21 protein-coding genes and 1 pseudogene are annotated in these 21,174 nt (G+C 61.3%); 13 read left to right on the top strand and 9 right to left on the bottom strand.

The genetic code is table 11. The features are described 5' to 3' along the window. Positions 1-141 precede the first annotated feature (141 nt). Positions 142-1,443: an ABC transporter substrate-binding protein gene (locus tag ACSQ3Z_RS27230; RefSeq protein WP_436174377.1), complete on the bottom strand. Its 1,302-nt coding sequence runs from the start codon at positions 1,441-1,443 to the stop codon at positions 142-144. Between the two features lie 459 nt (positions 1,444-1,902). Here ACSQ3Z_RS27230 and ACSQ3Z_RS27235 point away from each other — a divergent pair, with 459 nt between their 5' ends. Then, positions 1,903-3,255 carry a mechanosensitive ion channel family protein gene (locus ACSQ3Z_RS27235; RefSeq protein ID WP_436174378.1) on the top strand — a complete coding sequence of 451 codons (1,353 nt, stop codon included), beginning with the start codon at positions 1,903-1,905 and terminating at the stop codon, positions 3,253-3,255. A 254-nt stretch (positions 3,256-3,509) separates the two neighbouring features. Here the strand turns inward: ACSQ3Z_RS27235 and ACSQ3Z_RS27240 are convergent, their stop codons facing one another. The 5 genes from ACSQ3Z_RS27240 to ACSQ3Z_RS27260 all read right to left on the bottom strand — a co-directional run bounded on the left by ACSQ3Z_RS27240 (position 3,510) and on the right by ACSQ3Z_RS27260 (position 6,365). After that, the gene (locus ACSQ3Z_RS27240) at positions 3,510-3,704 is read right to left on the bottom strand and encodes a hypothetical protein (protein ID WP_436174379.1); all 195 of its coding nucleotides are present in this window, start codon (positions 3,702-3,704) and stop codon (positions 3,510-3,512) included. Between the two features lie 150 nt (positions 3,705-3,854). Then, positions 3,855-4,040, bottom strand: a complete 186-nt coding sequence (locus ACSQ3Z_RS27245) for a hypothetical protein (protein WP_436174380.1) — start codon at positions 4,038-4,040, stop codon at positions 3,855-3,857. Between the two features lie 38 nt (positions 4,041-4,078). Further along, positions 4,079-4,294, bottom strand: a complete 216-nt coding sequence (locus tag ACSQ3Z_RS27250) for a hypothetical protein (protein WP_436174381.1) — start codon at positions 4,292-4,294, stop codon at positions 4,079-4,081. A gap of 23 nt (positions 4,295-4,317) precedes the next feature. Then, positions 4,318-5,952 carry a chaperonin GroEL gene (gene groL / locus ACSQ3Z_RS27255; RefSeq protein ID WP_436174382.1) on the bottom strand — a complete coding sequence of 545 codons (1,635 nt, stop codon included), beginning with the start codon at positions 5,950-5,952 and terminating at the stop codon, positions 4,318-4,320. A 56-nt stretch (positions 5,953-6,008) separates the two neighbouring features. Further along, the gene (locus ACSQ3Z_RS27260; protein ID WP_436174383.1) at positions 6,009-6,365 is read right to left on the bottom strand and encodes a co-chaperone GroES; all 357 of its coding nucleotides are present in this window, start codon (positions 6,363-6,365) and stop codon (positions 6,009-6,011) included. Between the two features lie 493 nt (positions 6,366-6,858). Here ACSQ3Z_RS27260 and ACSQ3Z_RS27265 point away from each other — a divergent pair, with 493 nt between their 5' ends. From ACSQ3Z_RS27265 to ACSQ3Z_RS27285, 5 genes are all read left to right on the top strand, one after another. After that, positions 6,859-7,119, top strand: a complete 261-nt coding sequence (locus tag ACSQ3Z_RS27265; RefSeq protein ID WP_436175158.1) for a hypothetical protein — start codon at positions 6,859-6,861, stop codon at positions 7,117-7,119. After that, complete coding sequence (locus ACSQ3Z_RS27270) at positions 7,116-7,484, top strand: hypothetical protein (RefSeq protein ID WP_436174384.1); 369 nt, start codon at positions 7,116-7,118, stop codon at positions 7,482-7,484. The genes ACSQ3Z_RS27265 and ACSQ3Z_RS27270 overlap by 4 nt, the downstream gene beginning before the upstream one ends. A 90-nt stretch (positions 7,485-7,574) precedes the next feature. Then, positions 7,575-7,817, top strand: coding sequence for a hypothetical protein (locus ACSQ3Z_RS27275; RefSeq protein ID WP_436175159.1), 243 nt, complete (start codon positions 7,575-7,577; stop codon positions 7,815-7,817). Continuing rightward, positions 7,814-8,122 (top strand): hypothetical protein, encoded by a 309-nt coding sequence (locus ACSQ3Z_RS27280; protein WP_436174385.1) that lies wholly within the window; start codon positions 7,814-7,816, stop codon positions 8,120-8,122. The genes ACSQ3Z_RS27275 and ACSQ3Z_RS27280 overlap by 4 nt, the downstream gene beginning before the upstream one ends. Next, positions 8,119-8,394, top strand: a complete 276-nt coding sequence (locus ACSQ3Z_RS27285; protein ID WP_436174386.1) for a DUF1488 domain-containing protein — start codon at positions 8,119-8,121, stop codon at positions 8,392-8,394. The genes ACSQ3Z_RS27280 and ACSQ3Z_RS27285 overlap by 4 nt, the downstream gene beginning before the upstream one ends. Positions 8,395-8,506: 112 nt before the next feature. Here ACSQ3Z_RS27285 and ACSQ3Z_RS27290 read toward each other — a convergent pair whose 3' ends face one another. Then, positions 8,507-12,838, bottom strand: a complete 4,332-nt coding sequence (locus ACSQ3Z_RS27290; protein WP_436174387.1) for a hypothetical protein — start codon at positions 12,836-12,838, stop codon at positions 8,507-8,509. 246 nt (positions 12,839-13,084) lie between these two features. Between ACSQ3Z_RS27290 and ACSQ3Z_RS27295 the strand changes: the two genes are divergently transcribed. From ACSQ3Z_RS27295 to ACSQ3Z_RS27325, 7 genes and pseudogenes are all read left to right on the top strand, one after another. Continuing rightward, a complete protein-coding gene (locus ACSQ3Z_RS27295) occupies positions 13,085-14,608 on the top strand; it encodes a winged helix-turn-helix domain-containing tetratricopeptide repeat protein (RefSeq protein WP_436174388.1) in 1,524 nt (507 codons plus the stop codon). Positions 14,609-14,670: 62 nt separating this feature from the next. Continuing rightward, a pseudogene (locus tag ACSQ3Z_RS27300) lies at positions 14,671-14,895 on the top strand (iron chelate uptake ABC transporter family permease subunit); the annotation flags it as partial. Between the two features lie 101 nt (positions 14,896-14,996). Next, on the top strand, positions 14,997-15,476 hold the full coding sequence (locus ACSQ3Z_RS27305) for a MarR family winged helix-turn-helix transcriptional regulator (protein ID WP_436175160.1): 480 nt from the start codon (positions 14,997-14,999) through the stop codon (positions 15,474-15,476). Next, positions 15,473-16,651: an HlyD family secretion protein gene (locus ACSQ3Z_RS27310; protein WP_436174389.1), complete on the top strand. Its 1,179-nt coding sequence runs from the start codon at positions 15,473-15,475 to the stop codon at positions 16,649-16,651. The genes ACSQ3Z_RS27305 and ACSQ3Z_RS27310 overlap by 4 nt, the downstream gene beginning before the upstream one ends. A 351-nt stretch (positions 16,652-17,002) precedes the next feature. Then, on the top strand, positions 17,003-18,538 hold the full coding sequence (locus tag ACSQ3Z_RS27315) for a DHA2 family efflux MFS transporter permease subunit (protein ID WP_436174390.1): 1,536 nt from the start codon (positions 17,003-17,005) through the stop codon (positions 18,536-18,538). Between the two features lie 182 nt (positions 18,539-18,720). Continuing rightward, positions 18,721-20,016: a PAS-domain containing protein gene (locus ACSQ3Z_RS27320; RefSeq protein WP_436174391.1), complete on the top strand. Its 1,296-nt coding sequence runs from the start codon at positions 18,721-18,723 to the stop codon at positions 20,014-20,016. Next, complete coding sequence (locus tag ACSQ3Z_RS27325; protein WP_436175161.1) at positions 19,985-20,056, top strand: hypothetical protein; 72 nt, start codon at positions 19,985-19,987, stop codon at positions 20,054-20,056. The genes ACSQ3Z_RS27320 and ACSQ3Z_RS27325 overlap by 32 nt, the downstream gene beginning before the upstream one ends. 84 nt (positions 20,057-20,140) lie before the next feature. Here ACSQ3Z_RS27325 and ACSQ3Z_RS27330 read toward each other — a convergent pair whose 3' ends face one another. Both ACSQ3Z_RS27330 and ACSQ3Z_RS27335 read right to left on the bottom strand, forming a co-directional pair. Further along, complete coding sequence (locus ACSQ3Z_RS27330) at positions 20,141-20,659, bottom strand: CAP domain-containing protein (RefSeq protein WP_436174392.1); 519 nt, start codon at positions 20,657-20,659, stop codon at positions 20,141-20,143. A gap of 73 nt (positions 20,660-20,732) precedes the next feature. After that, complete coding sequence (locus ACSQ3Z_RS27335; protein ID WP_436174393.1) at positions 20,733-21,095, bottom strand: winged helix-turn-helix transcriptional regulator; 363 nt, start codon at positions 21,093-21,095, stop codon at positions 20,733-20,735. Positions 21,096-21,174 lie beyond the last annotated feature (79 nt).

Consider the following 21,174-nt stretch of genomic DNA (forward strand, 5'->3'; position numbering starts at 1 on the left):
AATGGACGGGTGGCGTCCGCGTCGCGTTTCGTCGGCACGCGAGCTCCCGCCGTTGCGGCGGCGCACCGAAGCGCACCGCCGCCGGGGAGGACGCGGAAGAAGCGGAAGAAGGGCGCTGCGCCTCTCCCGCTCGGTCATCGCCTAGGATTTCTTGACGCGCGCCGCCTCGTCCTCGGTCAGCTTCATGGCGTCTTCGGGCGACATGGCGCCGGCCAGCACCCCCTGGACGCCGTCGAGGAACTTGTCCGAGATCGCCGGCGGCGTGGCATGGTCGACATGCATGAAGGTGAACGAGCCGGACTCCGCCATCGCCTTGCCGAGGCGCTGCTCCATCTCGCTCAGCCGCGACAGGTCGGAATTGACGTTCGACGGGAAAGGCTTGTCGATCTCGAGCTTCTTGCTCATCGCCGCGTCGGACACCATCCAGTCGAGGAACTCAGCCGCGGCATCCTTGTTCGGGCTGTTCGCATGGATCATGATTGTGTCCTCGGCGAACACCGACATCACCGGCTTCTTGCCCGGGAAGGCCGGCATCGGGAAGAAGTCCATCGGCACGACGCAGCATTGCGGCTGGTCGCCGCGGAAGCGGCCGAGATTGAACGAGCCCTGATACCAGTGCAGGCCGTGGCCTTGCGTCCAGGGCACCATGGCGGGCCCGAGATCGATCGAGTTGAACGACGGCTCGAACATCCCGTCCTCGGCCAGTTTCTGCATCATCGCGGTGACATCGACGGCGCGCGGGTCGGTCCACGGGATGGTGCCGTTGATCAGGCCGTCATAGACGTCCAGACCATGCTTGTTGACCAGGATCGCCGACCACATGAACTGCGAGGGCCACTTCTTCTGGTTGGCCAGCATGAAGGCGGCCAGGCCGGCTTCCTTGCCCTTCTGGGCATTGGCCATGAGTTCGTCCCATGTGGTCGGAACCTTGAGGCCGAGCTTCTCGTAGATGTCCTTGCGGTACCAGACCACCGAGGCGCACATCTCGGTCGGGACGAAATGCTTCTTGCCGTTGTAGACCGACAGCGTCACGCCGGCCGGGTTCAGTTTCTTGTCCCAGCCATATTTCTCGTAATAGGGGGTCAGATCTGCGGAGAAACCGTTGTCGACGATCTCCTTGCCGCGTCCGCCTTCCCAGGAATAGAAAAGATCCGGCGGATTGCTCGAGGACAGTTCGATGGTCTGCTTGGTCTTGTAGGTCTCGCCGTCGACGCTGGCGCCGGTGACATGAACCCGGTCGCCGTTCTTCTTGTTCCATTCGTCGATCAGCCAGTTGGCGTAGACCTCGGACGACGGCCACGGCGCCCGGTAGAAATACCTGAGTTCGGCGGGTGCTGCCCGCGCCATCTTGACCCCTGACGCAGCCGCCACGGCGGTGGCGCCAAGTGCCGCGGAAGCCTTCACGAAGGTGCGGCGAGACAGTCCGTTCTGCTTGAAGTTCATCGGTTCCTCCCGTTCGGTTTGACAATTCACAGGCAGCATCAGGCCGCCACGAAGCGCGGGCGCGACGTGTGCCGGCAAGGGCTGTTGCTGATCCTCCGAAGGCGAATACGGCTATGCGGGTCTGCAGCGCCAAATTCGTCACGGAGATTGAATTAATCCAATCGAAGCGCTTGCGCAAGCGCTTCGATGGATGATTTTACACATTTTTCGCGAGACTGGTCGGGCGGCAGCGTGCCGGCGATGACTACCAGCGTCGGGCAAGACGATGCGCTTGCCCATGCTGGCGTGGCGCTGCAGAAAGGCCTGCCAACCGCGACGCCGGCCGTCAGTGGCCTTTGCTGCGTTTTGTTCCGCCGCTGCCGCTCACAAGGCCGCCCCGAAGGTCGGCTTGACCAATCACAAGGCCGACGACATTGTGGACCGCGAAGTTGCAGTTCGTAGCCAAGTGGTCGTGTGGCAATGGATTTTCGCGACGCCATCGATAGATCGCTGGCCTGGGCCGGCGGATGGTTCGACTATGCCGCCACGCCGTGGTTTGTCTATCAGGCCGCCATTATCGTCTCGCTCTTCCTGGTGGCGAAGCTCGCGGCGCTGCGGGTCGAGCCGCTCGTCGAGAACCAGGCGCGCCAGATCAAGGGCCATCCCGGACTGCTGAGGCTCGTCATCGCGCTGTTGCGGCGCACCGACTGGATCCTGTTCACGGTTCTGCTGTTTGCCGCGCTCAACCTCTTGCGCGCCATCACCTGGCCGAGCCGCACCCATCTCCTCCTCGTCGTGTTATTGCTCTCGCTGGCGTGGCTGTTCGCGACCGTGCTGTCGCGCATCATCCGCAACCGCCTCGTCGCGCGCACGCTCGGCTGGCTGGCATGGATCTACGCGGCCCTTGTCATACTGGGCGTCGGTGACGAGGCAGCCGCTTTCCTCGACAGCCTCGCAATCCCGCTGGGCGCGGTGCGCCTTTCGGCGCTCATGGTTCTGAAGGCGGCGCTGCTGCTGGTCGCTACTGTCTGGCTTGCGGTGGTCACCGGCAATTACATCGATGAGCGCGTCCGCATCTCGGAGGAGCTGACGCCGTCGATCCGCGTCCTCGTCGGCAAGGTCGCCAAGATCGGCCTCGTGCTGGTGGCCGGCGCCGTCGCACTCTCCGCCGTCGGTCTCGACCTGACGGCGCTGACGGTGTTTTCCGGCGCCGTCGGTGTCGGTCTCGCATTCGGGCTGCAGAAGGTCGTCTCGAATTTCGTCTCCGGCGTCATCATCCTGCTCGACAAGTCGATCAAGCCGGGCGACACCATTTCGCTCGAAGGCACCTTCGGCTGGATACGCGAATTGCGGGCGCGCTTCGTCTCGGTGGTGACGCGCGACGGTCGCGAATTCCTGATCCCCAACGAGGACTTCATCACCCAGCGGGTCATCAACTGGTCGTTCAGCGACAACCTCGTGCGCCTCGACGTGAACTTCGGCGTCTCCTACGACGCCGATCCGCACAAGGTGAGCGAGCTGGCGATAGAGGCCGCCATCAGCGTCGGCCGGGTCGAGGCCGACCGGCGGCCGGTCTGCTGGCTGACCGACTTCGGCGACTCCTCGCTGAACTTCGTCCTGCGCTTCTGGATCCGCGACCCCCAGCAAGGCCTGACCAACGTGCGCGGCAAGGTGTTGCTGGCGCTGTGGGACACATTCAAGGCAAACGGCATAAGCATCCCCTATCCGCATCGCGAGATCATCATGAGAGAGGCGGGCGCGCCGCCAAGGGTGCGGGCAGGGACGTCGAGATCATCCGACGACCCGCCGGCGGGACGCAGGCATATCAAATAAGGCGGTTGCTTTCCGCAAGTTGACGCGCCCGACGCACTGTGCCGTCGGTGTCTGCGAGCTTTCGTCTTGCGGCTTCGTCGCTTCTGATCGTCAGTCGCTTCGACAGGACTTTTGCGGCTTCGACGATCGGCTCGACCGTTACGACAGGGGCGTCCGGGGTTTTCATGAACCTCATGCTTATTGTCCTTCTGGCAAAAATAAGAAGCAAGCGCGGAGCGGCTGTCCGCTCCGGCACCTTATGCACGGCGACAGAGTTACTTTCGTACGATCCAGGCCAGCAGCGCCGATTCAAAATCGGAATTGCCGGTATAGTCGCGGATCAAAAGCGCGGCGTATCCTTGCCACTGATCCTCGGGGATCCCATTTTCGATGACAGATGTCCTGAAGGCGTCGCGCAGGATATTGCAGTCGAAAGTCGAGATCACATCGTCCGAATGATCATTGTCCATGATGCAGCTCCCATTTAGGGGGCGGGAGTACGGTGGACGCTCTCAAGCGCCGGTGCCCTTGTTCTGGCCGGCGACGACGGGACTGTACGCCCCCGACAGGTGGTTAGCGAATCATTCCGGCAGATTTGCCCGTTGGCACACCGGCACAAGTCAGCGGCCGGCCTGTTCCCGCCGCTTGACGTCCTGATCGTTCAGCCGGCCGACTATCTCGTCCGCTTCGCCGGCATTGATGCCGACCATGACCTTGTGATCGGACTCGGCGGGCTGGCCGGTGAAGACGTCGAAAACGGTCCAGCTGTCCGGATGGTCCATGCGAAGCGCGTAGCGGTTTGCCATAGTCCGCGTCCTTTCGTTCTCGCCCGCCACCGACCGGTTCAGGCCCGCACAATGAAAAACACTGCCGCCAGGACAACGACTGTCCACAGCACCACGCCCAGCTTCAAAGCCAGGCCCCCGTGTGAGGAGAGACCCTCCCGCATGCTGGCAACCACGTTCTTCATGCTCCTGGATGTGGTCGGCGTCGCAGCAACGGCGACCGGCGGCTTGACCCCAAGCCTGCCGAATACCGGAAGCAGTGTCGGTTCACGCACGGGTTTCTCCTGGCTCCAAGGCCTCAGTATCCCATTCCGCCCATGCCGCCGCCGCCGGGTGAGGGCGCGGCATCCTTGGCCGGAATGTCGGTGATCATGGCTTCGGCGGTGATCAAGAGCGCGGCGATTGAGCCGGCATCCTGCAGTGCCGTGCGCACCACCTTTGCCGGGTCGACGATGCCGGCCTTGATCATGTCGACATAAACCTCGTTCTGGGCATCGAAGCCCTGATTGTGATCCTTGCTGTCGGAGAGCTTGCCGACGACGATCGAACCCTCGACGCCGGAATTCTCGGCGATCTGGCGGATCGGTGCCTCGAGGGCCCTGAGCACGATCGAAATGCCGGCCGTCACATCGGCATTGGCGCCGGTCAGGCCCTTGAGCGCCGACCTGGCGCGCAGCAGCGCCACGCCGCCGCCCGGAACGATGCCTTCTTCGACAGCCGCGCGCGTTGCGTTCAGCGCATCGTCGATGCGGTCCTTCTTTTCCTTGACTTCCGATTCGGTGGCGCCGCCGACGCGGATCACCGCAACACCGCCGGCGAGCTTGGCCAGCCGCTCCTGCAGCTTTTCCTTGTCATAGTCGGAGGTGGTTTCCTCGATCTGGCCCTTGATCTGGGCGATGCGCGCCTGGATGGTCGCCTTGGTGCCGGCGCCGTCGATGATTGTGGTGGTGTCCTTCTCGATCAGCACGCGCTTGGCGCGGCCGAGCATCTCGATGGTGACGTTGTCGAGCTTGATGCCGAGATCCTCGGAAATCATCTGGCCGGCGGTCAGCACGGCGATGTCTTCCAACATCGCCTTGCGGCGGTCGCCGAAGCCCGGCGCCTTGACGGCCGCGACCTTGAGGCCGCCGCGCAGCTTGTTGACGACCAGCGTCGCCAGCGCTTCGCCCTCGACGTCCTCCGAGATGATCAGCAGCGGCCTGCCGCTTTGCACGACGGCTTCGAGGATCGGCAGCAGCGCCTGCAGATTGCCGAGTTTCTTTTCGTGAATGAGGACGTAGGCGTCCTCCAGTTCGGCGCGCATCTTGTCGGCATTGGTGACGAAATAGGGCGAGAGGTAGCCGCGGTCGAACTGCATGCCCTCGACGACGTCGAGTTCGGTGTCGGCAGTCTTGGCTTCCTCGACGGTGATGACGCCGTCATTGCCGACCTTGTCCATCGCCTTGGCGATCATCGCGCCGACGGTGGCGTCGCCATTGGCGGCGATGGTGCCGACCTGCGCGATCTCGGCCGAGGACTTGACCTTCTTGGACCGCGCCTTGACTTCCTTGACCACGGCGGCAACGGCCTGGTCGATGCCGCGCTTGAGGTCCATCGGGTTCATGCCGGCGGCGACCAGCTTGGCGCCTTCGCGCAGGATCGAAGCGGCCAGCACCGTGGCGGTGGTGGTGCCGTCACCGGCAAGGTCGTTGGTCTTCGAGGCCACTTCGCGCACCATCTGCGCGCCCATGTTCTCGAACTTGTCGGTGAGTTCGATTTCCTTGGCCACCGTCACGCCGTCCTTGGTGATGCGCGGCGCGCCATAGGCCTTGTCGATGATGACGTTGCGGCCCTTGGGGCCGAGCGTCACCTTGACGGCGTTGTTGAGGAGTTCGACGCCGCGCAGCATGCGGTCGCGGGCATCGGTGGAGAATTTGATTTCCTTGGCAGACATGATTGTTCATCCCGTTCGAATATTGGAGTGGGCGGTTTGCCGTGAAGCCAGACTGGTCAGGCGGCGTTCTTGACGGCCACTGTCTTGTCGATGATCCCGATCTCGCTCTTGTCGATGATCCCGACCTTCTCGATGATCCCCATAATATCGGCTTCCTTCATGATCAGAAGGTCTTCGCCGTCGATCTTGACCTCGGTGCCCGACCATTTGCCGAACAGGATGAAGTCGCCGGCTTTCACATCGGGCACGATCAGCGCGCCGCTTTCGTCGTGTGCGCCCGAGCCGACGGCGATCACTTCGCCTTCCTGCGGTTTTTCTTGTGCCGTGTCGGGAATGATGATGCCGCCCTTGGATTTGGTGTCGCCTTCGGCGCGGCGAATGACGACGCGGTCGTGGAGTGGCCGGAATTTCATGGGGAGCTTCCTTCTGGGGCCGGCATAGGCGGCCGCTACCCCTGATATAGGCGCGTTGGCACTCGATAGATAGGAGTGCCAGAATTAATTCTCGCGAATGTCCAAGAAATCGAATGAAATAATTCGAGCCGCGCAGAAAATCATTCGCATCGGAGGAAAACTTTCTGCCGCCGTGATTTTCGCGGACGCTGATTTGTTATTTAAAGGACAAATAAAAGGGCGCCGCGACCTTGTTTGCAACTCAATTGAGGCGCATATGTAAAGCTCGTTGATTTGGTCGAGTTGGCTTTGTGTCAGAGCCCCGCCATTCACCACCGAATTCTCGAAAACGAGTGCATGCGCCGGTCCGGCGCACATTTCGTTCCGTTCGAACCCTGGAATGAAACCGACGCTGACCACGGATGTACTGGCAGCGTCGGGCATCGTCCTGGCGGTTCGAGTGGGAGTGATACGGAAAGGCGCAGTCGCGCGTTTCCGCGGAAAGCCGCAATTCATGACCAGCCGCACCACACCATCAGTCGTTCGCTTCAGGTCGGCGTTTTCGCTGCCCGGCTTCGATACGCCGCAACCACCCGGAGAGTATCGCGTCGATCATGACGAGGAAGCCCTCGAAGGGGCTTCCCTGATCGCATGGCGCCGCGTCGCCACCTTCATTCACCTGCCGGCGATCTCCGCCAGCGGAGCCACGCGGCAGATGGTGCCGATCGAACCGGCATCGCTTGAAGCCGCACTGGAGCAGGACCAGAGACAATGATGAGAACCACAACCCTGATGCAACGCAACGCACGCCCGGTCCGCCGCGAAGCCGCAACGCATCTGTTTGCCGTCGGACAGGCTGTCCGGCTGAAGGGCGGCTTCGGCACGTTTCCAAAGACCGCGGAAATCTACCGCATCACGGCCACGCTGCCGCCGAGGGGAGATTCGCTGCAATACCGCATCCGCAGCGACGGCGAACTTCATGAACGGGTGGCGACGCAGGACAGTCTCGAACCGGTCGACACCTCGCCCGGTGACACGATAACGCTCATCGAAAGGACCTTCGAACATGTCAAAGGGACAAAAACGCTCGAGCAAGGAGATCAGGAAGCCGAAGCAGGAAAAGGCCCTGCCCAAGCCTGAAAGCGTATTCGGCGCCCAGACCAGACTTGCCGCCAACATCAGTTCCCTGCGCGGCAAGGGCAAGACCTGACGCTACGGGCTCTGATGACGATGAAGATCCTGATCGAATTCTATCGCACCCGGGCAGCGGACGATGCGCATGCCCTGATCGGCCGCGAGACCGTGGAAGCGGCCGACCTCGACGATGCGATCGAAATTGCCAGGCTTCTGGCCAGGACCCTGAACATGCCGCAGCGGCCGGACGCCATGACGATCGCCGACACGAATGGCGCAGCGCTCTATTCGGGCGCTCTCGCCACGCAAGCGGTCAATGAGGAAAGGCCAGCATCATGAATGCCCGTAGCAACGAAACCGATCGGCGTCGCAATGCCGCCTGGGACAATGAGGCTGGCACGTCGGGATGCGACTTCGCCGACCGTCAGTATGGCCGCCGCGTCGAAGCCGATCGTTCCTGGACGGTCTATCACGTCTTCACTGGAATTCCGGCGCAGAGCGACGGCGGTGCCATGACCGGCCTCAGCCGGTCGGACGCGACGCACGGCATGTTGTCCCTCAACCTGCGCAATGCCGAGCGTCGCAGGGCGCGACTTGCCGCGCCGCCAATTGTCCCGCACGAGACAGCGGCGGGCCAGTCATGACGCTCTCCTTTCCCAACCCCAGCCGCAGCTTCGATGAAGCGCGCAACGCCGTCCGCTTCACCGGCCATGACGGCATGTTCGAAGTGCGCTTCTTCGTCGAGATCGAGGCGCTGGCAAAATCCGACAGCGCCTTGGCCGGGACAGCGGCGTCGGAAACAAAATACCTGTCAGCCTTCGACACCTTGCGATCATCCATCCACAAGGTTGCCGGTAAAGCCTATTCCCGCGACCGCCGCAGTTCCTACACCTTGACTGCCGCCGATTTCCGGTAGGCATGGCACCGTATCAGGAACGTCTTGGCAAGACCTGAATATCGCGTCCGCCTCTCCGAGGAATTGACGCCGTCGATCCGCGTCCTGATGAGCACCTGCCTACGGACCTCCGTCAGGCGGCGTCAATGCCGACCACTGCAACCTTGATTGCTCCGCTTGAATTGTGGTCCATTGACAATGCGGCCGACGCAAGGGAGCCAACCGTGGCGGCAAAGAGCATTTTCTGACCCGTTTCCGGATCGATCCAGTGTCTTGACCGATGGTTCGAAATGATCAGAACACCGTGACGCCGCGTGTCAGGCTTTAGGTAGTGCTCGGACAACTGCACACGGAGAGCCTGGTTGAGTTGTCGTAAGCTCCAATCCTTGCCGCCGTGCTTAACTTCGATGGCAAGCTCACAGTGTGCCGTGTTCGACACAACCACAATGTCAGGACGGTCGCTGTCGGCCACAACGGCTTCACGATAAGTTCTAAATCGCTTACCGGAACGAAGATCCATTTGCTCCATAAGGTAGTTTCGAACTTCGTTCTCGTCTCCTGCTCGTTGCAGCAGCGCGCGGGAGGACACGTCGTTATTGTGGAGATGAAAATTGATATCAGCGAGCACACCCAGGATGACATGGAAAAGATCATCCCCTGTCTTGACAGGTGCTAGGTGTGATCGCTCGAATTCTTTCGTATCCTCTGGGGTCCAAGCAGGTCGTTCCGAATCTTGCTCAGCCTTGGCCCGGGCTAGCTCGTGAAAGCGCTCCAGTCGCTCCGAAAAGAGCGCCTCTTTTGCGAGACGACTAACTGAGCGGTAGGCCTCTTCGCCAGGTCGGTTCAAAAGGCTTGAAAGAATAGAACCCCTCGCTCCCTCGGCATAGTCGCGCAAGTCGGGTGTATAGGTTCCTTCGTGTCGGATATCATCTTCAGGACGAACGTGCTGGTACGCGAGTCTCACCAATCCTTCCAAGGTTAGGACATCTGCGCGCCCTAGCGCGGGCAGTGCCACGCCGCGATGGTGACTATCGAATAGCCGACCGAGTATGCGCGCTGCGCGCGTAACACCCGGAGCCGGTTGGTCGAGCCCTATCCAATCCTGTAGAAGCTGGAGCCCCCAAGCGGGAGACAAGAGGAACAGTAGCCCAAGATTTCCAAGTGCGAAATCTTCCTTGTCAGTATTCTTGCATGTTTGGAAGCGGCGTTCAAAAATCAAAGATAATTTGTGGCGTTCTTCAAAGCCAATGTCGAATTTAGAGATTATTTCGGTCGCGCGTTCTAGTGATTGAGTGCTGCCAGCTTCTGCGTTGATGATCGAATCGGCGATAAGGTCTTGGATAGGTCGCGAGATTTGTACCTCATTAGAGGCATAGTGATACAAGAAATAACTGGACCCTTCACCAGTCGCTGCCCACTCTCGTTCAATCTGATCGTGGAGCACGGGAATCGTTGCCAGCGGATGGGCCGATACAAGCCTATCCATCCAGTCAGGAAAACACTCCTCGGTTAGGCAACCATGTCTAGCTGCCAGCGCTGCGTCAGTATCGGTTAAGCCTTCCGGCCAGTCCGGCGTCTCGGCTGACTCGATGCCTATTCCGCCGAACGCTAGTAGCGTCAATCTTGATGTCGTGACCATCCCGCCCGGCTTACGATCGGGTCGTACGGGTTGAACGTTTCGCCACACGGCTATCATGCCGTCCCTATAAGCCTCGGCCACTTGGCGGCTAAAGCCCTCCTCTAGAAATCGCCACTGTCTGGCTGCATCGGCACGATGTGAACGGATCCGCCCTTTCAGCCATCGAGTGAGAGCCTCCAGTCGATGGATGCCCGACTTCCAATCCTTTAGGTTCTCTCCTCGCTTTAAGATACCAGGATCGCTTTGAAGTGACCTTCCAAACTCGCGCCATGATTCTTTGTCGCGTTCCTCTCGGGCACGGAACTTTCGTTGGTCGGCCTCATGTTCCTTCCGGTATCGTTGGTCTTCGGTGCTCTCAACACGTGGCGCCGAATATCCGTTAAGATCTTGCTGCAATAGAGGATCAGACGTGGCAACCTGCCTCAATCTTTCTAGGCTAGAATCTGGTCGACCAGCGGCATCGACGACTCCGAATGCCATGCAGAAAGCTATCCGGCGATCATCGATATTCCCTCTTGTAGCCGCATCTTCGAGGAGCCAATCAAGGTCCTTTTCACCAGCGGCCCAGAAGCTCTGGGTGCCGAGGTAGATTTGCCAAGGGCGAATGATTTCTCGATCCTTCGCCCTTTCTGATTCTCTCACCTCGGCAACGTCGGTCCAAAACAAGGCTCGATTGACCCGCGGATTTGCCCTGACGAGTTCGGAAATAGTCGGCGTCTTATCGCTGCTGGACCAGTTTTCGCCGTTGCGTTCAAAAGCCATCAGCAACTTTATCAATCCCTCTGGCGGGTCTCTGTCCCTCAACATGGACAATTCAGTTCGCAGCGCGGGTCCTATTTCTTTCGCTAAAAAGCCAAACTTGGCAGATATTCTTTTGTATTCACTCTTGAATGGTGGGCGAAAGATCAGTTTGCCAATCGCTTCGGCGAGCTTTGGACGGTCGAACACGGGGGCTCGCTCGAAAAGCGATGAGATTTCGTACCGAAATCCGTCGGTTGACGCGGGTTTTGGGGGCTGGGAGTGCTCTATAAGCGCAATCAATTCCTCGACACCGATGTGGGCTGGAAACAAGATCATCGCAAATCCGGCCGCTAGTCTTGCACTCATGGACCCGGTGTCCGAAGCAGCACGTTCCGTTGCCCAGCGGATACCTTCGATATCTCGGCAGGCAACGATACCATTGAGCGCGAGGATTCGGTGGTAGTCGTGTTCCTGCTCGTTCTCGACCACTGACCTAAGTATCTCCTCACACCCAGTTATCGCTCCATCCCGGATGAGGCGAAGGAGAAGGAAGCGGAAATCCTCCCGGTCATTGATGGTCCAAGCCTTGGCGATATCGTGTGCAAGACGCTCGTCAGCGAAGAGGATGAGATTGCGGTGATCGAAACTGGCGTTTGTAACCTCGCCGGCTCGATGTTTTTCCGCGAGCGATGCCAAGATTCGTCGTCGACAATCGATGCTCAACGACCTCGGATCGCCATGTTGAAGCAAAACCATGGGCTCTCGACGTATGATCTCGTCGCAGAAGTCTTGATGCCATTGCGCCAACCAAGCTGCCGTTGCCCGCAAGGACGGTGCTATGGTCTCAACTCCATACTTTTCTACGAAGATCAGACGCCAGATTTCTGGAACCGGGCATCCATTTGTCAGCAGCCGATCCAGCCATCGCGCTGTGAGATATTCCTGCGCGCTTCGATGATGAAATCTGATTCTGCCGTAGGTTGATGGCGCGAAGAGTGCACGCATCAGCAGCGCGTCTCGTTCGGCTGCAGTCAGATCCTCCAGAACCAAAACTGGATCAATAGCGCCGCTTGTCAGACCCGGGTCGTTCTCGGACGGCGCTTTCAGACTAAAAGACTTTCCAAACGTCAATGCGGCCGCGAGACGTTCAGCGGAAAGACGCGCCCTGTCGAGCCTTATGTCAGTTAGCCGCGCATGTGTCTGATTGGTTTCGAGCAACTTGCGCTGAACGCTGAACTCAGTCATCTGCGCTACGCTTCCGAGCTGCCTATGTTCCAACCAATAGGCAACCATGTCCAAGACGTCGCCGGGGCGCTGCGCCATGTTCTCGAGCCCCGCAATGTCAATCGCTTTTGAGAATTCTGGCGCATCAACCGCGCCATGTCGCGCAGCAAGATCGGCAGCCATCTGTCTGTTGAGCGGTACCAAACGAACGACAAGCTGCTCAAAGATATTTGAAGGCTGAGATTGGTCGCTGGAGTTTCTGTCGGTGTTCCCATCATCAAATATCGGGGCTAGAAGCTTCTTCTCTTTGTCTTCTAGCCGGATTACTTCTGGACGTTTCGAGGCAGGTCGAATGTGTTCCTCGATTGCTCTTCTGTCGTCGCGGTCGTCCCAGATGAATGCCCGGCAGGAAACGTACACGTGAGCGCGATCTAGCGCCGACGCGCAGTCCTTCGCGAACCGTTTCAGGGCCGTCGCAAAACTTTTTCGATTGAGTCGCGCCTCATCGACAGAGTCGAGAAAAAACCATCCGGCATCGGTTCCCGCTTTCCACTGTTCGAAGCGAATAGCATCATCGAAGCCGAGAGCCCCTTCTAGCCCTTGGTCCACCAGCTCCTCGACGCGTACATAAAAGGCAGCTTTTCCATCGCTGCCCAGCAGCGAGGTCCGATTCCGAAATTCTTCGGTCTTTCCGCTTGAGGCTTCAGCGAGCACAACTACCCGGCGGTGGGTGAGCAGTTTCTCCCAGTCCAGCCAGCCATATGTCGTTGGACCCCAGAAACGAATGAAATCGAAGTCAGGATCGACCTCCCGATCTTTTTGAACCGGGGCAAACCAGCGATTTAGCTCAACGAATGACACGCGTGCGACTCGCAGTTACATCTGAAGGGATTTTCTATCTGTTACAGCGATCTAGGCAACGCCGCTGATCCGAAGACGCCGCTTAACTGTAACAATACACTGCGAGGCATGACACCAGCAGGCAGGCGCGCGCGGCTGACGGGGGGCACGCGCCTGCCTGGATCGCTGTCACAGCCCCATCCCACCCACCACTTGACGTCCCCTCCATCCCGCATGTCCAATACCCCCATCAGGGGGAGGCTCCCGGTGGAGATCGCCACAGTCGATCAGGTGTTTCACTTCGGCGGCTACACGCTCGACCTCGGCAAGGGCACGCTGCGCCATGCCGACGGGCCGGCGTTCCTGCGGCCGAAGGCCTATGCGCTGCTGACGCTGCTTGCCCGGCACATGGGCCGCGTCGTGCCCAAGTCGGAGATCATGGACGCGGTCTGGCCGGGCGTCTTCGTCACCGAGGATTCGCTGACGCAGTCGGTCCGCGAGATCCGCAAGGTGCTGGGCGACGACCTCGTGCGCACCGTGTCGAAGCGCGGCTACATACTGGCCGCCGAAATCGAGCCGGCGCCCGAGATCGGCTCGCAGCCGATCGTGGCGGTGCTGCGCTTTCGCAACGAGAGCGGGGCCGACGATCCGATCGTTGACGGCTTTGCCGAGGATATCATCAACGGCCTGGCGCGCTTCGGCACGGTCACGGTGCTGGCCCGCAATTCCAGCTTCTCCTTTGCCTCCTTCGCGCGCTCTGAGTGGCCGCAGATCCGCTCGCGCATCGGCGCCGACTATCTGGTCGAAGGCTCGGTGCGCCGGCAGGGTGACCAGATCCTGGCCGCCGTCAATCTGGTCGACGCGGCCAATGCCAGCCAGCTCTGGGGCGACCGCTACCAGGCGGCCGACAGCGGCTTCTTCGCCGTCCAGCAGGATATCGTCGAGGAGATCGTCGGGCGGCTGGCAAGGCGGGTTTCGAATGCCGGCCTGCAGCAGGCGTCGCGCAAACCAGTCACCAGCCTTGCCGCCTATGAACTGGTGCTGCGCGGCGTGGCCCTGCTGCGCGACCCCGCCCAGACCGACATCGAGGGCGCGAGAGCCTTCTTCGAGGCGGCCGTTGCCAAGGATCCGGCCTATGGGCTCGCACATATCTATGTCGGCCTGACCTGCGCGCTGAAGGGCGAATTCGAAGAGTCCAGCCATGCCGACCTAGTGCAGGCGCGCGACCACGTTGCCAGGGGCCTGGCGCTGTCGCCCGACCAGGCGACCGGCCATCGCATCCAGTCGCTGGTGCGCCTCTACATGCGCGAGCACGACGCCGCCGAGCATCATCTGAGGACCGCGCTCGAGCTCAATCCCTGCGATGCCGACTGCATCGAGCAGATGGGCCTTGTGCTGACCATGCGCGGGCGCCCGTTCGAGGCGCTGGGCTGGCTGGCGCGCGCCATCCGCATCGATCCGATGGTCCCGCACTGGTATCAGTTCGACCGGTCCATGGCGCTCTACATGATGGGCGACTACAAGCCGGCGGCCGAGGCGCTGGAGCTTGCGACACGGCCGACGCCTTGGATCAGGACGCGGCTGGCCGCCTGCTACGCCCAGCTCGGCGCGATGGACGAAGCGCGCCGGCAGGCCGCCCTCATCAACGAGGGCGCCCCCGGTTTCTCGCCGATCGACTATGCGACCAAGGCCATGCCGTTCGAGAGCCCGGCCGACGCCGCGCATCTGGCCGACGGCATCCGGCTGGCGATTGGCGAGCAGGCGAGTCATTCGACGACCACGACGATATAGCGCCCCTGATAGGCTCGGTGCCGCCGCAACGCCAGACGGCAAAGCCGTTGACCTTGGTGCGCATCGGCTTCATCGGCCTGATGATCCCGCATCTGTGCCGGCCATTGGCGGGTCCGTTGCACCTGCGCCTGATCGCAAGCTCCGCACTGTTCGGCGCGGTGCTGCTTTTGGCCAGCGACCTTCTCGCCCGCACGCTGCTGCCGCCGCAGGAACTGCCGATCGGCATCATCACCAGTTCGCTCGGCGCCTTTTTCGTCGTCACCATGCTGATCCGCAACCGACTGTGACGGCCACAAGCGATGGTCTCCGCTCCCGATCACGGCGTCGTGACCGTATTTGCATGGCTGCCCACGTTGAATAGTAAGCACGCTTATTATATATGCCGCTCATGGTTTCCGACGGCATCGACAGATTGGGATTTTTGATCCACGACGTGCAGCGCCTGATGCGCAAGCGCTTCGAGGCGCGCGCCAGCGGCCTCGGCCTTTCCTCGGCGCAATGGCGGCTTCTGGTCCGCGTCGCCAAGGAAGAGGGTGTCGCGCAGGCACGGCTCGCCGAGCTTCTCGAAATCGAGCCGATCAGCGTCTCGCGCCTGGTCGACCGGATGGAGGAGGGCGGCTGGATCGAACGCCGTTCCGACGCGACCGACCGCCGCGTGCGCATGATCTTCCCGACCGCCAAGGCGAGCGAGGCCTATGCCCACGTCAAGAGCCTCGCCGGCGAGGTCTATGAGGAATCGCTTGTCGGCGTTTCGCCGGAAGATCGCCGTGTCCTGATCAGGGCGCTGGATGCGATCGTGCAGAATCTTGCGGACGGCGAGACGTCGTCCCTGGAAAAAGTCAGGAATACGGAAGGCGCAGCAGCATGAACGCGGTAGCCAAGATAGATGAAAAGATCACCAAGCTGGAATTGGATGCGCCGGCGCAGCCGGCGGCAGCGCCCGTGGCAGTCGCGCCACCGGTACAGCCGGCGCCCGTCGCCCCGAAGAAGAAGCGCCGCCTCGGCCGCTCGCTGTTGATGATCGCGCTGCCCGCGGCGCTGATTGCCGGCGGCAGCTATGTCTGGGTCACCGGCGGGCGCTATCAGGAGACCGAGAACGCCAATCTGGAGCAGGCCAAGGTGTCGATCGCCTCGGATACTGCGGGCCGCATCGTGACGGTCGACATAGCCGACAACCAGCTCGTCAAGCAGGGCGACGTGCTGTTTGCCATCGATCCCGAGCCTTACCGGATCGCGCTCGCCCAGGCGGACGCGGCGGTGGCCGGCGCACGCCTCAATGTCGAGCAGTTGCGCGCCGCCTACAGTCAGTCGATGGCGCAGGAGAAGTCCGACACCAGCGAGGTCGATTTCGCGCAGTCGCAGTATGACCGTGCCGCCGATCTCGCCCAGAAGGGCATCAACGCCAAGTCGTCGCTCGATCAGGCCAAGAACGATCTCGACAAGGCCAAGCAGCAGCTGGCGGTCGCCGAACAGGGCATCATCAGCGCCAAGGCCGCCCTTGGCGGCAATCCTGACATCGAGACCGACAAGCACCCGACCGTGATGGCGGCGCTCGCCGCGCGTGACAAGGCCGCCTACGACCTGGCGCAGACCACGGTCAAGGCACCTGCCGATGGCGTCATCAGCCAGGCCGCCTCGTTCAAGGTCGGCCAGTATGTCGGCTCCGGCACGCCGCTGTTTTCGCTGGTCGAGACGGGCGACACCTGGATCGATGCCAATTTCAAGGAAACCCAGCTTACCCACATGAAGCCGGGACAGAAGGCCGAGATCGTCGTCGACACCTATCCGGGCAAGACCTTCGAGGCGACCGTAAAGGCGATCGGCGCCGGCACCGGTGCGGAGTTCTCGCTGCTGCCGGCCCAGAACGCCACCGGCAACTGGGTCAAGGTCACCCAGCGCATTCCGGTTCGCCTGGAACTGACCGACCTCGACGCCAAGATGGCGCTGCGCACCGGCATGAGCGTGACCGCCACCGTCGACACCGGTGTGGCGCGCGGGCTGCCGAAGATATTCGGCCATGCCACGGCTGGCGAGGCGCAGTAAGCGGTTTCGTGCGAGGCGGCGGAAGCTGCCTTGCGAATGTTTGTGAAAGCTCTGCCGGGACTGCCGGCATGACAAGAAAAAGACAGGAGACAGGAGACAGGCCGGCGGGAGGGATGCGAAGGACGAGGATTGCGGCGGCACTGCCGGCCAGCCCTCGACATTCGACATCGGACCCGCGGTCCACAGGGTTCCGGGCGGCTGGCGCCCGCGAAATTCGAGACGCTCTGGTCGATGTAACCCCCACATCGATGGTCGCGTCCCACCGCGATGAGGGTCTCTCCACACGGGACGGCCTCGCCGCCCGGAAACCCTGTCTAACACGTTTTTGCTACGCACTGGAAGTTCCGCATCATGAGCACCCCAGAACCCTTCAAGGAAGTGCCGCACCGCGGCCTGATCACGGTTGCGCTCATGCTGGCGACGGTCATGCAGGCGCTCGACACCACGATCGCCAACGTGGCGCTGCCAACCATGACCGGCGATCTCGGCGCTTCCCCGGACAACATCAACTGGGTGCTGACCTCCTACATCGTTGCCGCGGCGATCATGACACCGGTCACCGGCTGGCTGGCCGACCGCCTCGGCCGCAAGGAACTGTTCCTGACCGCGGTGGTCGGCTTCACCATCTTCTCCATGCTGTGCGGCCTGGCGTGGAGCCTGGAGACGATGGTGTTCTTCCGGCTGATGCAAGGCGTGTTCGGCGCCGCGATCGTGCCGCTGTCGCAGACCTTCCTGCTCGACATCAATCCGAAGGAGCGCCACGGCCAGGCGATGGCCATCTGGGGCGCCGGCATCATGCTGGGGCCGATCCTGGGCCCGACGCTCGGTGGCTGGCTGACCGAGAATTTCAACTGGCGCTGGGTCTTCTTCATCAACCTGCCGGTCGGCATCGCCGCCTTCCTCGGCATGGCCGCCTATTTGCCGGCCGTTGCCCGGCGGATACGCAGCTTCGATTTCTTCGGTTTCGCCATGATCTCGCTCGGCGTCGGCGCGCTGCAGCTGATGCTCGATCGCGGCGGCGAGGTCGACTGGTTTTCCTCGGTCGAGATCTGGATCGAGCTCGGCCTTTCGCTGACCGGCTTCTGGGTGTTCATCATTCACACGGTGACGGCGGAACATCCCTTCATCGATCCCAAGATCTTCCTCGACCGCAATTTCGTGACCGGGCTGGCGTTCATCTTCGTCATGGGTGTGCTGATCCTGGCGAGCATGTCGCTACTGCCGCCAATGCTGGCGACCATCTTCGGCTATCCGACCATGACCATCGGTGTCGTCATAGGTCCCCGCGGTATCGGCACGATGATTTCGATGCTTTTGGTCGGCCGCATCATGCACAGGATCGATGCCCGCATCCTCGTCGTCATCGGCTTCCTTTTGACCGCGCAGTCGCTCCACACCATGGCGAATTTCACGCCGCAGATGGACAACTGGCTGATCCTCAGCTCCGGCATCATCCAGGGCCTGGGAATGGGAATGGTGTTCGTGCCGCTGTCGACCGTGGCTTTCGCCACGCTGGACCCACGCTACCGCACCGATGCCACGTCGCTGTTCAGCCTGGTGCGCAATCTTGGCTCGTCGATCGGCGTGTCGGTCGTGTCGGTTCTCCTAGTGCGCAACACGCAGGTCAACCACAGCGAGCTCTCTGCCTTTATCAACCCGTTCAATCCCAATCTGTGGGCGCTCTCGCCGGCTGCGGCGAGCGGCGATCCAACGGCACTTTCGGAGGTGGACGGGTTGGTCAATATACAAGCGATGATGATCTCTTACGTCAATGACTTCAAGCTGTTGATGATGATGACGCTGCTTGCCGTCCCGTTTGTTTTCCTGCTGCGCAAGCCAAAGGCTGGCCCGGCCGCCGGCGGTGCACCCGCCGCGCATATGGACTGAGGTTTGTGGATCGGCGCGACGTAACGGTCGCGCCTGCATCCGGGACTCAAACTCGTGGCCCGGGAACAGCGGCAGGATTTTCAGATATCCACATCCGGCTGCTCCTGACTTCGAGCTGGTTCACCTACCATTAGTATATATCGATCACGATGCGGTCGCTCTTGGGTTGAAAGCGAGCCGTGTTGCTTTGCGCCGGCACCAAACCGGAGGAACTCTGTTTGGGCACGAAATCATCCAGGAAAGCCGCCGAAGCACCGGAGTCGGCCAATCTGGCCGCGCTGGCAAAGCTGACGATCGCTTCATACGAAACGCTCGAACGCGATCTTCGAACCAAGATCGCAACGCTCGAAGGGCAGGCGCTGCGATTTGAGACGGCGCTCGACAATGTTTCGCAGGGCATCTGCTTTTTCGACGCCGATGAACGGCTGATCCTGTGCAACCGCCGCTATGCGGAAATCTACCACATTGCGCCCGAGCAATTGCAGCCGGGGCTGACGCTCCGGGAAATCGTCGAACGTCGCGTCGCTGCAGGGACATCCGCGACCGGAGCCGACGCCTATCTCGCATTGGCCCGATCGGTCAATTCGGGCATGGCTCCAAAAGTCTGGACCGCCAAGCTCACCGACGGTCGGACAATTCAGGTCTGCCATCAGCCGATGCCCGACGGCAGCTGGGTGGCCACGCATGAAGACATTACGGCGCTCGCTGCCAATCGACAGATCGTCGACGAGCGCATCTCGCTGCAAACGCTGATCGACTGGGTGCCCGATTATCTCTGGGTCAAGGACACCGAAAGCCGTTTCGTCGTGGCGAATAGGGCTGTTGCGGTCGATAGCGGACGGGAAAAGACCAGTGATATGATCGGTCTGACCGATTTCGATCTGCATGCCCCGGAACTTGCGCAGAAATTTCTCGCGGTGGAGCGGAACGTGCTCAGCAGCGGCCAACCAATGATCGACAAAGAAGAGTATGTTGTCGATGTGTCGGGCGCCGGCAAGTGGCTTTCATCGACGAAGGTGCCGCTGCGCAATGCCCGCAATGACATCATCGGTCTGGTCGGCATCGCTCACGATATCACCGCCCGCAGGCAAGCGGACACCCTTCGGGAAGGGCAGGCGCATATCCTGGAAATGATAGCGATGAGCGCGCTGCTCGAAGACGTGCTCGACCGCCTGATGCGCCTCGTCGAGTCGCAGTTGACGGGGATATTCGGTTCCGTCTTGCTTCTGGACAAGGACGGCAGCCACCTGCGGCACGGCGGTGCGCCGAGCTTGGCGAAAGACTATACCAATGCAATCGACGGGATCGCTGTCGGCCCTAAGGTTGGATCATGTGGCACCGCCGTCTTTCGGCGCGAGCCAGTCATCGTCGCAGACATCATGCAGGATCCGCTTTGGGAGGATTACCGTGAGGGTCATTGCCGAAGGTGTCGAGACAGACGATCAGGTGGCCTTCCTGCGCAAGAACAATTGCGATGAAATGCAGGGCTATCATTTCAGTAAACCGATCTCGGCTTAGGGCATCGAGAAATTGCTCGACGGCAAGCGTGATGGATGACGGCCAGCGCAATCTCTGCAGATTGGCGCGACCGATCGGTCGCGGTTACCTGCCGAGCACCAGGCTCCAGTAGCGCAGGCTGGAGTCGCGGCCGTCGCGCACATAGGCAAGGCCGAAGCGGGTGAACCGCGGGTCGAGCATGTTGCGGCGATGGCCTGGCGAATGCACCCAGATGTCGAACAGTTTCTGCTGGTCGAAGCGGCCCTCGGCAATGTTTTCGGCGGCCGCACCGGCAATGCCATTGCCCCTGACGCGCGAGGAAAAGCTCTTGCCCCAGCCGGTTGCATGGCTCATGCGGCGCGCCCCGGCCATGTAACCGGCCTGCTGCAGTGCCGCCTGTTCGAGCTGTCCATCGGGAGCCAGCGGGCCGAGCCCGGCCAAAGCCCGGATGCCGGCCAGTGTGCCGGTGGCGGAAGAGGAGACGCCGGCGCCTTCGCCGGTCGGCTGCGAAACGGTGCTGCATGCCGCAAGCCCAACCAAAGCAGCTAGGCCGGCTCCCTTTAGCAGCAGGCGCCTGTTCAGTTTCGATTGGGCTTGTCGATTGTCAATTTTTGCAACGGTCATGCCTGCCTGACATAAGCGCGATCATGGCTTTTGCCGGGCAGGGCGACGAAAATCTCCGGTCGAACGGATAGTCCTAGGCGGCCGTATCGAGATTTGTTTCCGAGATTGGAGAACGGCCGGTCCGATCGTCTTCCGTATGCACCCACCAGGCGCCGAGCGCATCGATCAGCGGCACAAGCTTGCGGCCGGGCGCCGTGAGGTCGTAGTCGACGCGCAGCGGGTAGCCCGGATGCGCCGTCCGACGCACGATGCCGGCGTCCTCCAGCTTGCGCAGTTCCAGCGCCAGGATGCGGTGCGACACGGTCGGATTGTCGCGCCGGAGTTCGCTGAAGCGCTTGGTCCCGTCCTTCAGATAGTAGAGCAGCAAGGTCGGCCAGCGGCCGCTAAGCACGAGCATGGTCTCTTCGATCGGGCAGCGCGAGACGACGTCTTTCATGGGGGGCCTGTGGCGGGTTGGTTACAGAATAGTGCGTAATTTACATGGGGCGACCAGCGTTTAGGGTCAAGTTTCGCTG

The organism is Mesorhizobium sp. LjNodule214 (assembly GCF_964252735.1).
Classification (GTDB): domain Bacteria; phylum Pseudomonadota; class Alphaproteobacteria; order Rhizobiales; family Rhizobiaceae; genus Mesorhizobium.

Bases quoted from the DNA above. Each gene is read 5' to 3' on its own strand.
- ACSQ3Z_RS27230 (WP_436174377.1), bottom strand. From the start codon at position 1,443: ATGAACTTCAAGCAGAACGGACTGTCTCGCCGCACCTTCGTGAAGGCT.
- ACSQ3Z_RS27235 (WP_436174378.1), top strand. From the start codon at position 1,903: ATGGATTTTCGCGACGCCATCGATAGATCGCTGGCCTGGGCCGGCGGA.
- ACSQ3Z_RS27240 (WP_436174379.1), bottom strand. From the start codon at position 3,704: ATGGACAATGATCATTCGGACGATGTGATCTCGACTTTCGACTGCAAT.
- ACSQ3Z_RS27245 (WP_436174380.1), bottom strand. From the start codon at position 4,040: ATGGCAAACCGCTACGCGCTTCGCATGGACCATCCGGACAGCTGGACC.
- groL (WP_436174382.1), bottom strand. From the start codon at position 5,952: ATGTCTGCCAAGGAAATCAAATTCTCCACCGATGCCCGCGACCGCATG.
- ACSQ3Z_RS27260 (WP_436174383.1), bottom strand. From the start codon at position 6,365: ATGAAATTCCGGCCACTCCACGACCGCGTCGTCATTCGCCGCGCCGAA.
- ACSQ3Z_RS27265 (WP_436175158.1), top strand. From the start codon at position 6,859: ATGACCAGCCGCACCACACCATCAGTCGTTCGCTTCAGGTCGGCGTTT.
- ACSQ3Z_RS27270 (WP_436174384.1), top strand. From the start codon at position 7,116: ATGATGAGAACCACAACCCTGATGCAACGCAACGCACGCCCGGTCCGC.
- ACSQ3Z_RS27275 (WP_436175159.1), top strand. From the start codon at position 7,575: ATGAAGATCCTGATCGAATTCTATCGCACCCGGGCAGCGGACGATGCG.
- ACSQ3Z_RS27280 (WP_436174385.1), top strand. From the start codon at position 7,814: ATGAATGCCCGTAGCAACGAAACCGATCGGCGTCGCAATGCCGCCTGG.
- ACSQ3Z_RS27285 (WP_436174386.1), top strand. From the start codon at position 8,119: ATGACGCTCTCCTTTCCCAACCCCAGCCGCAGCTTCGATGAAGCGCGC.
- ACSQ3Z_RS27305 (WP_436175160.1), top strand. From the start codon at position 14,997: ATGGTTTCCGACGGCATCGACAGATTGGGATTTTTGATCCACGACGTG.
- ACSQ3Z_RS27310 (WP_436174389.1), top strand. From the start codon at position 15,473: ATGAACGCGGTAGCCAAGATAGATGAAAAGATCACCAAGCTGGAATTG.
- ACSQ3Z_RS27315 (WP_436174390.1), top strand. From the start codon at position 17,003: ATGAGCACCCCAGAACCCTTCAAGGAAGTGCCGCACCGCGGCCTGATC.
- ACSQ3Z_RS27330 (WP_436174392.1), bottom strand. From the start codon at position 20,659: ATGACCGTTGCAAAAATTGACAATCGACAAGCCCAATCGAAACTGAAC.
- ACSQ3Z_RS27335 (WP_436174393.1), bottom strand. From the start codon at position 21,095: ATGAAAGACGTCGTCTCGCGCTGCCCGATCGAAGAGACCATGCTCGTG.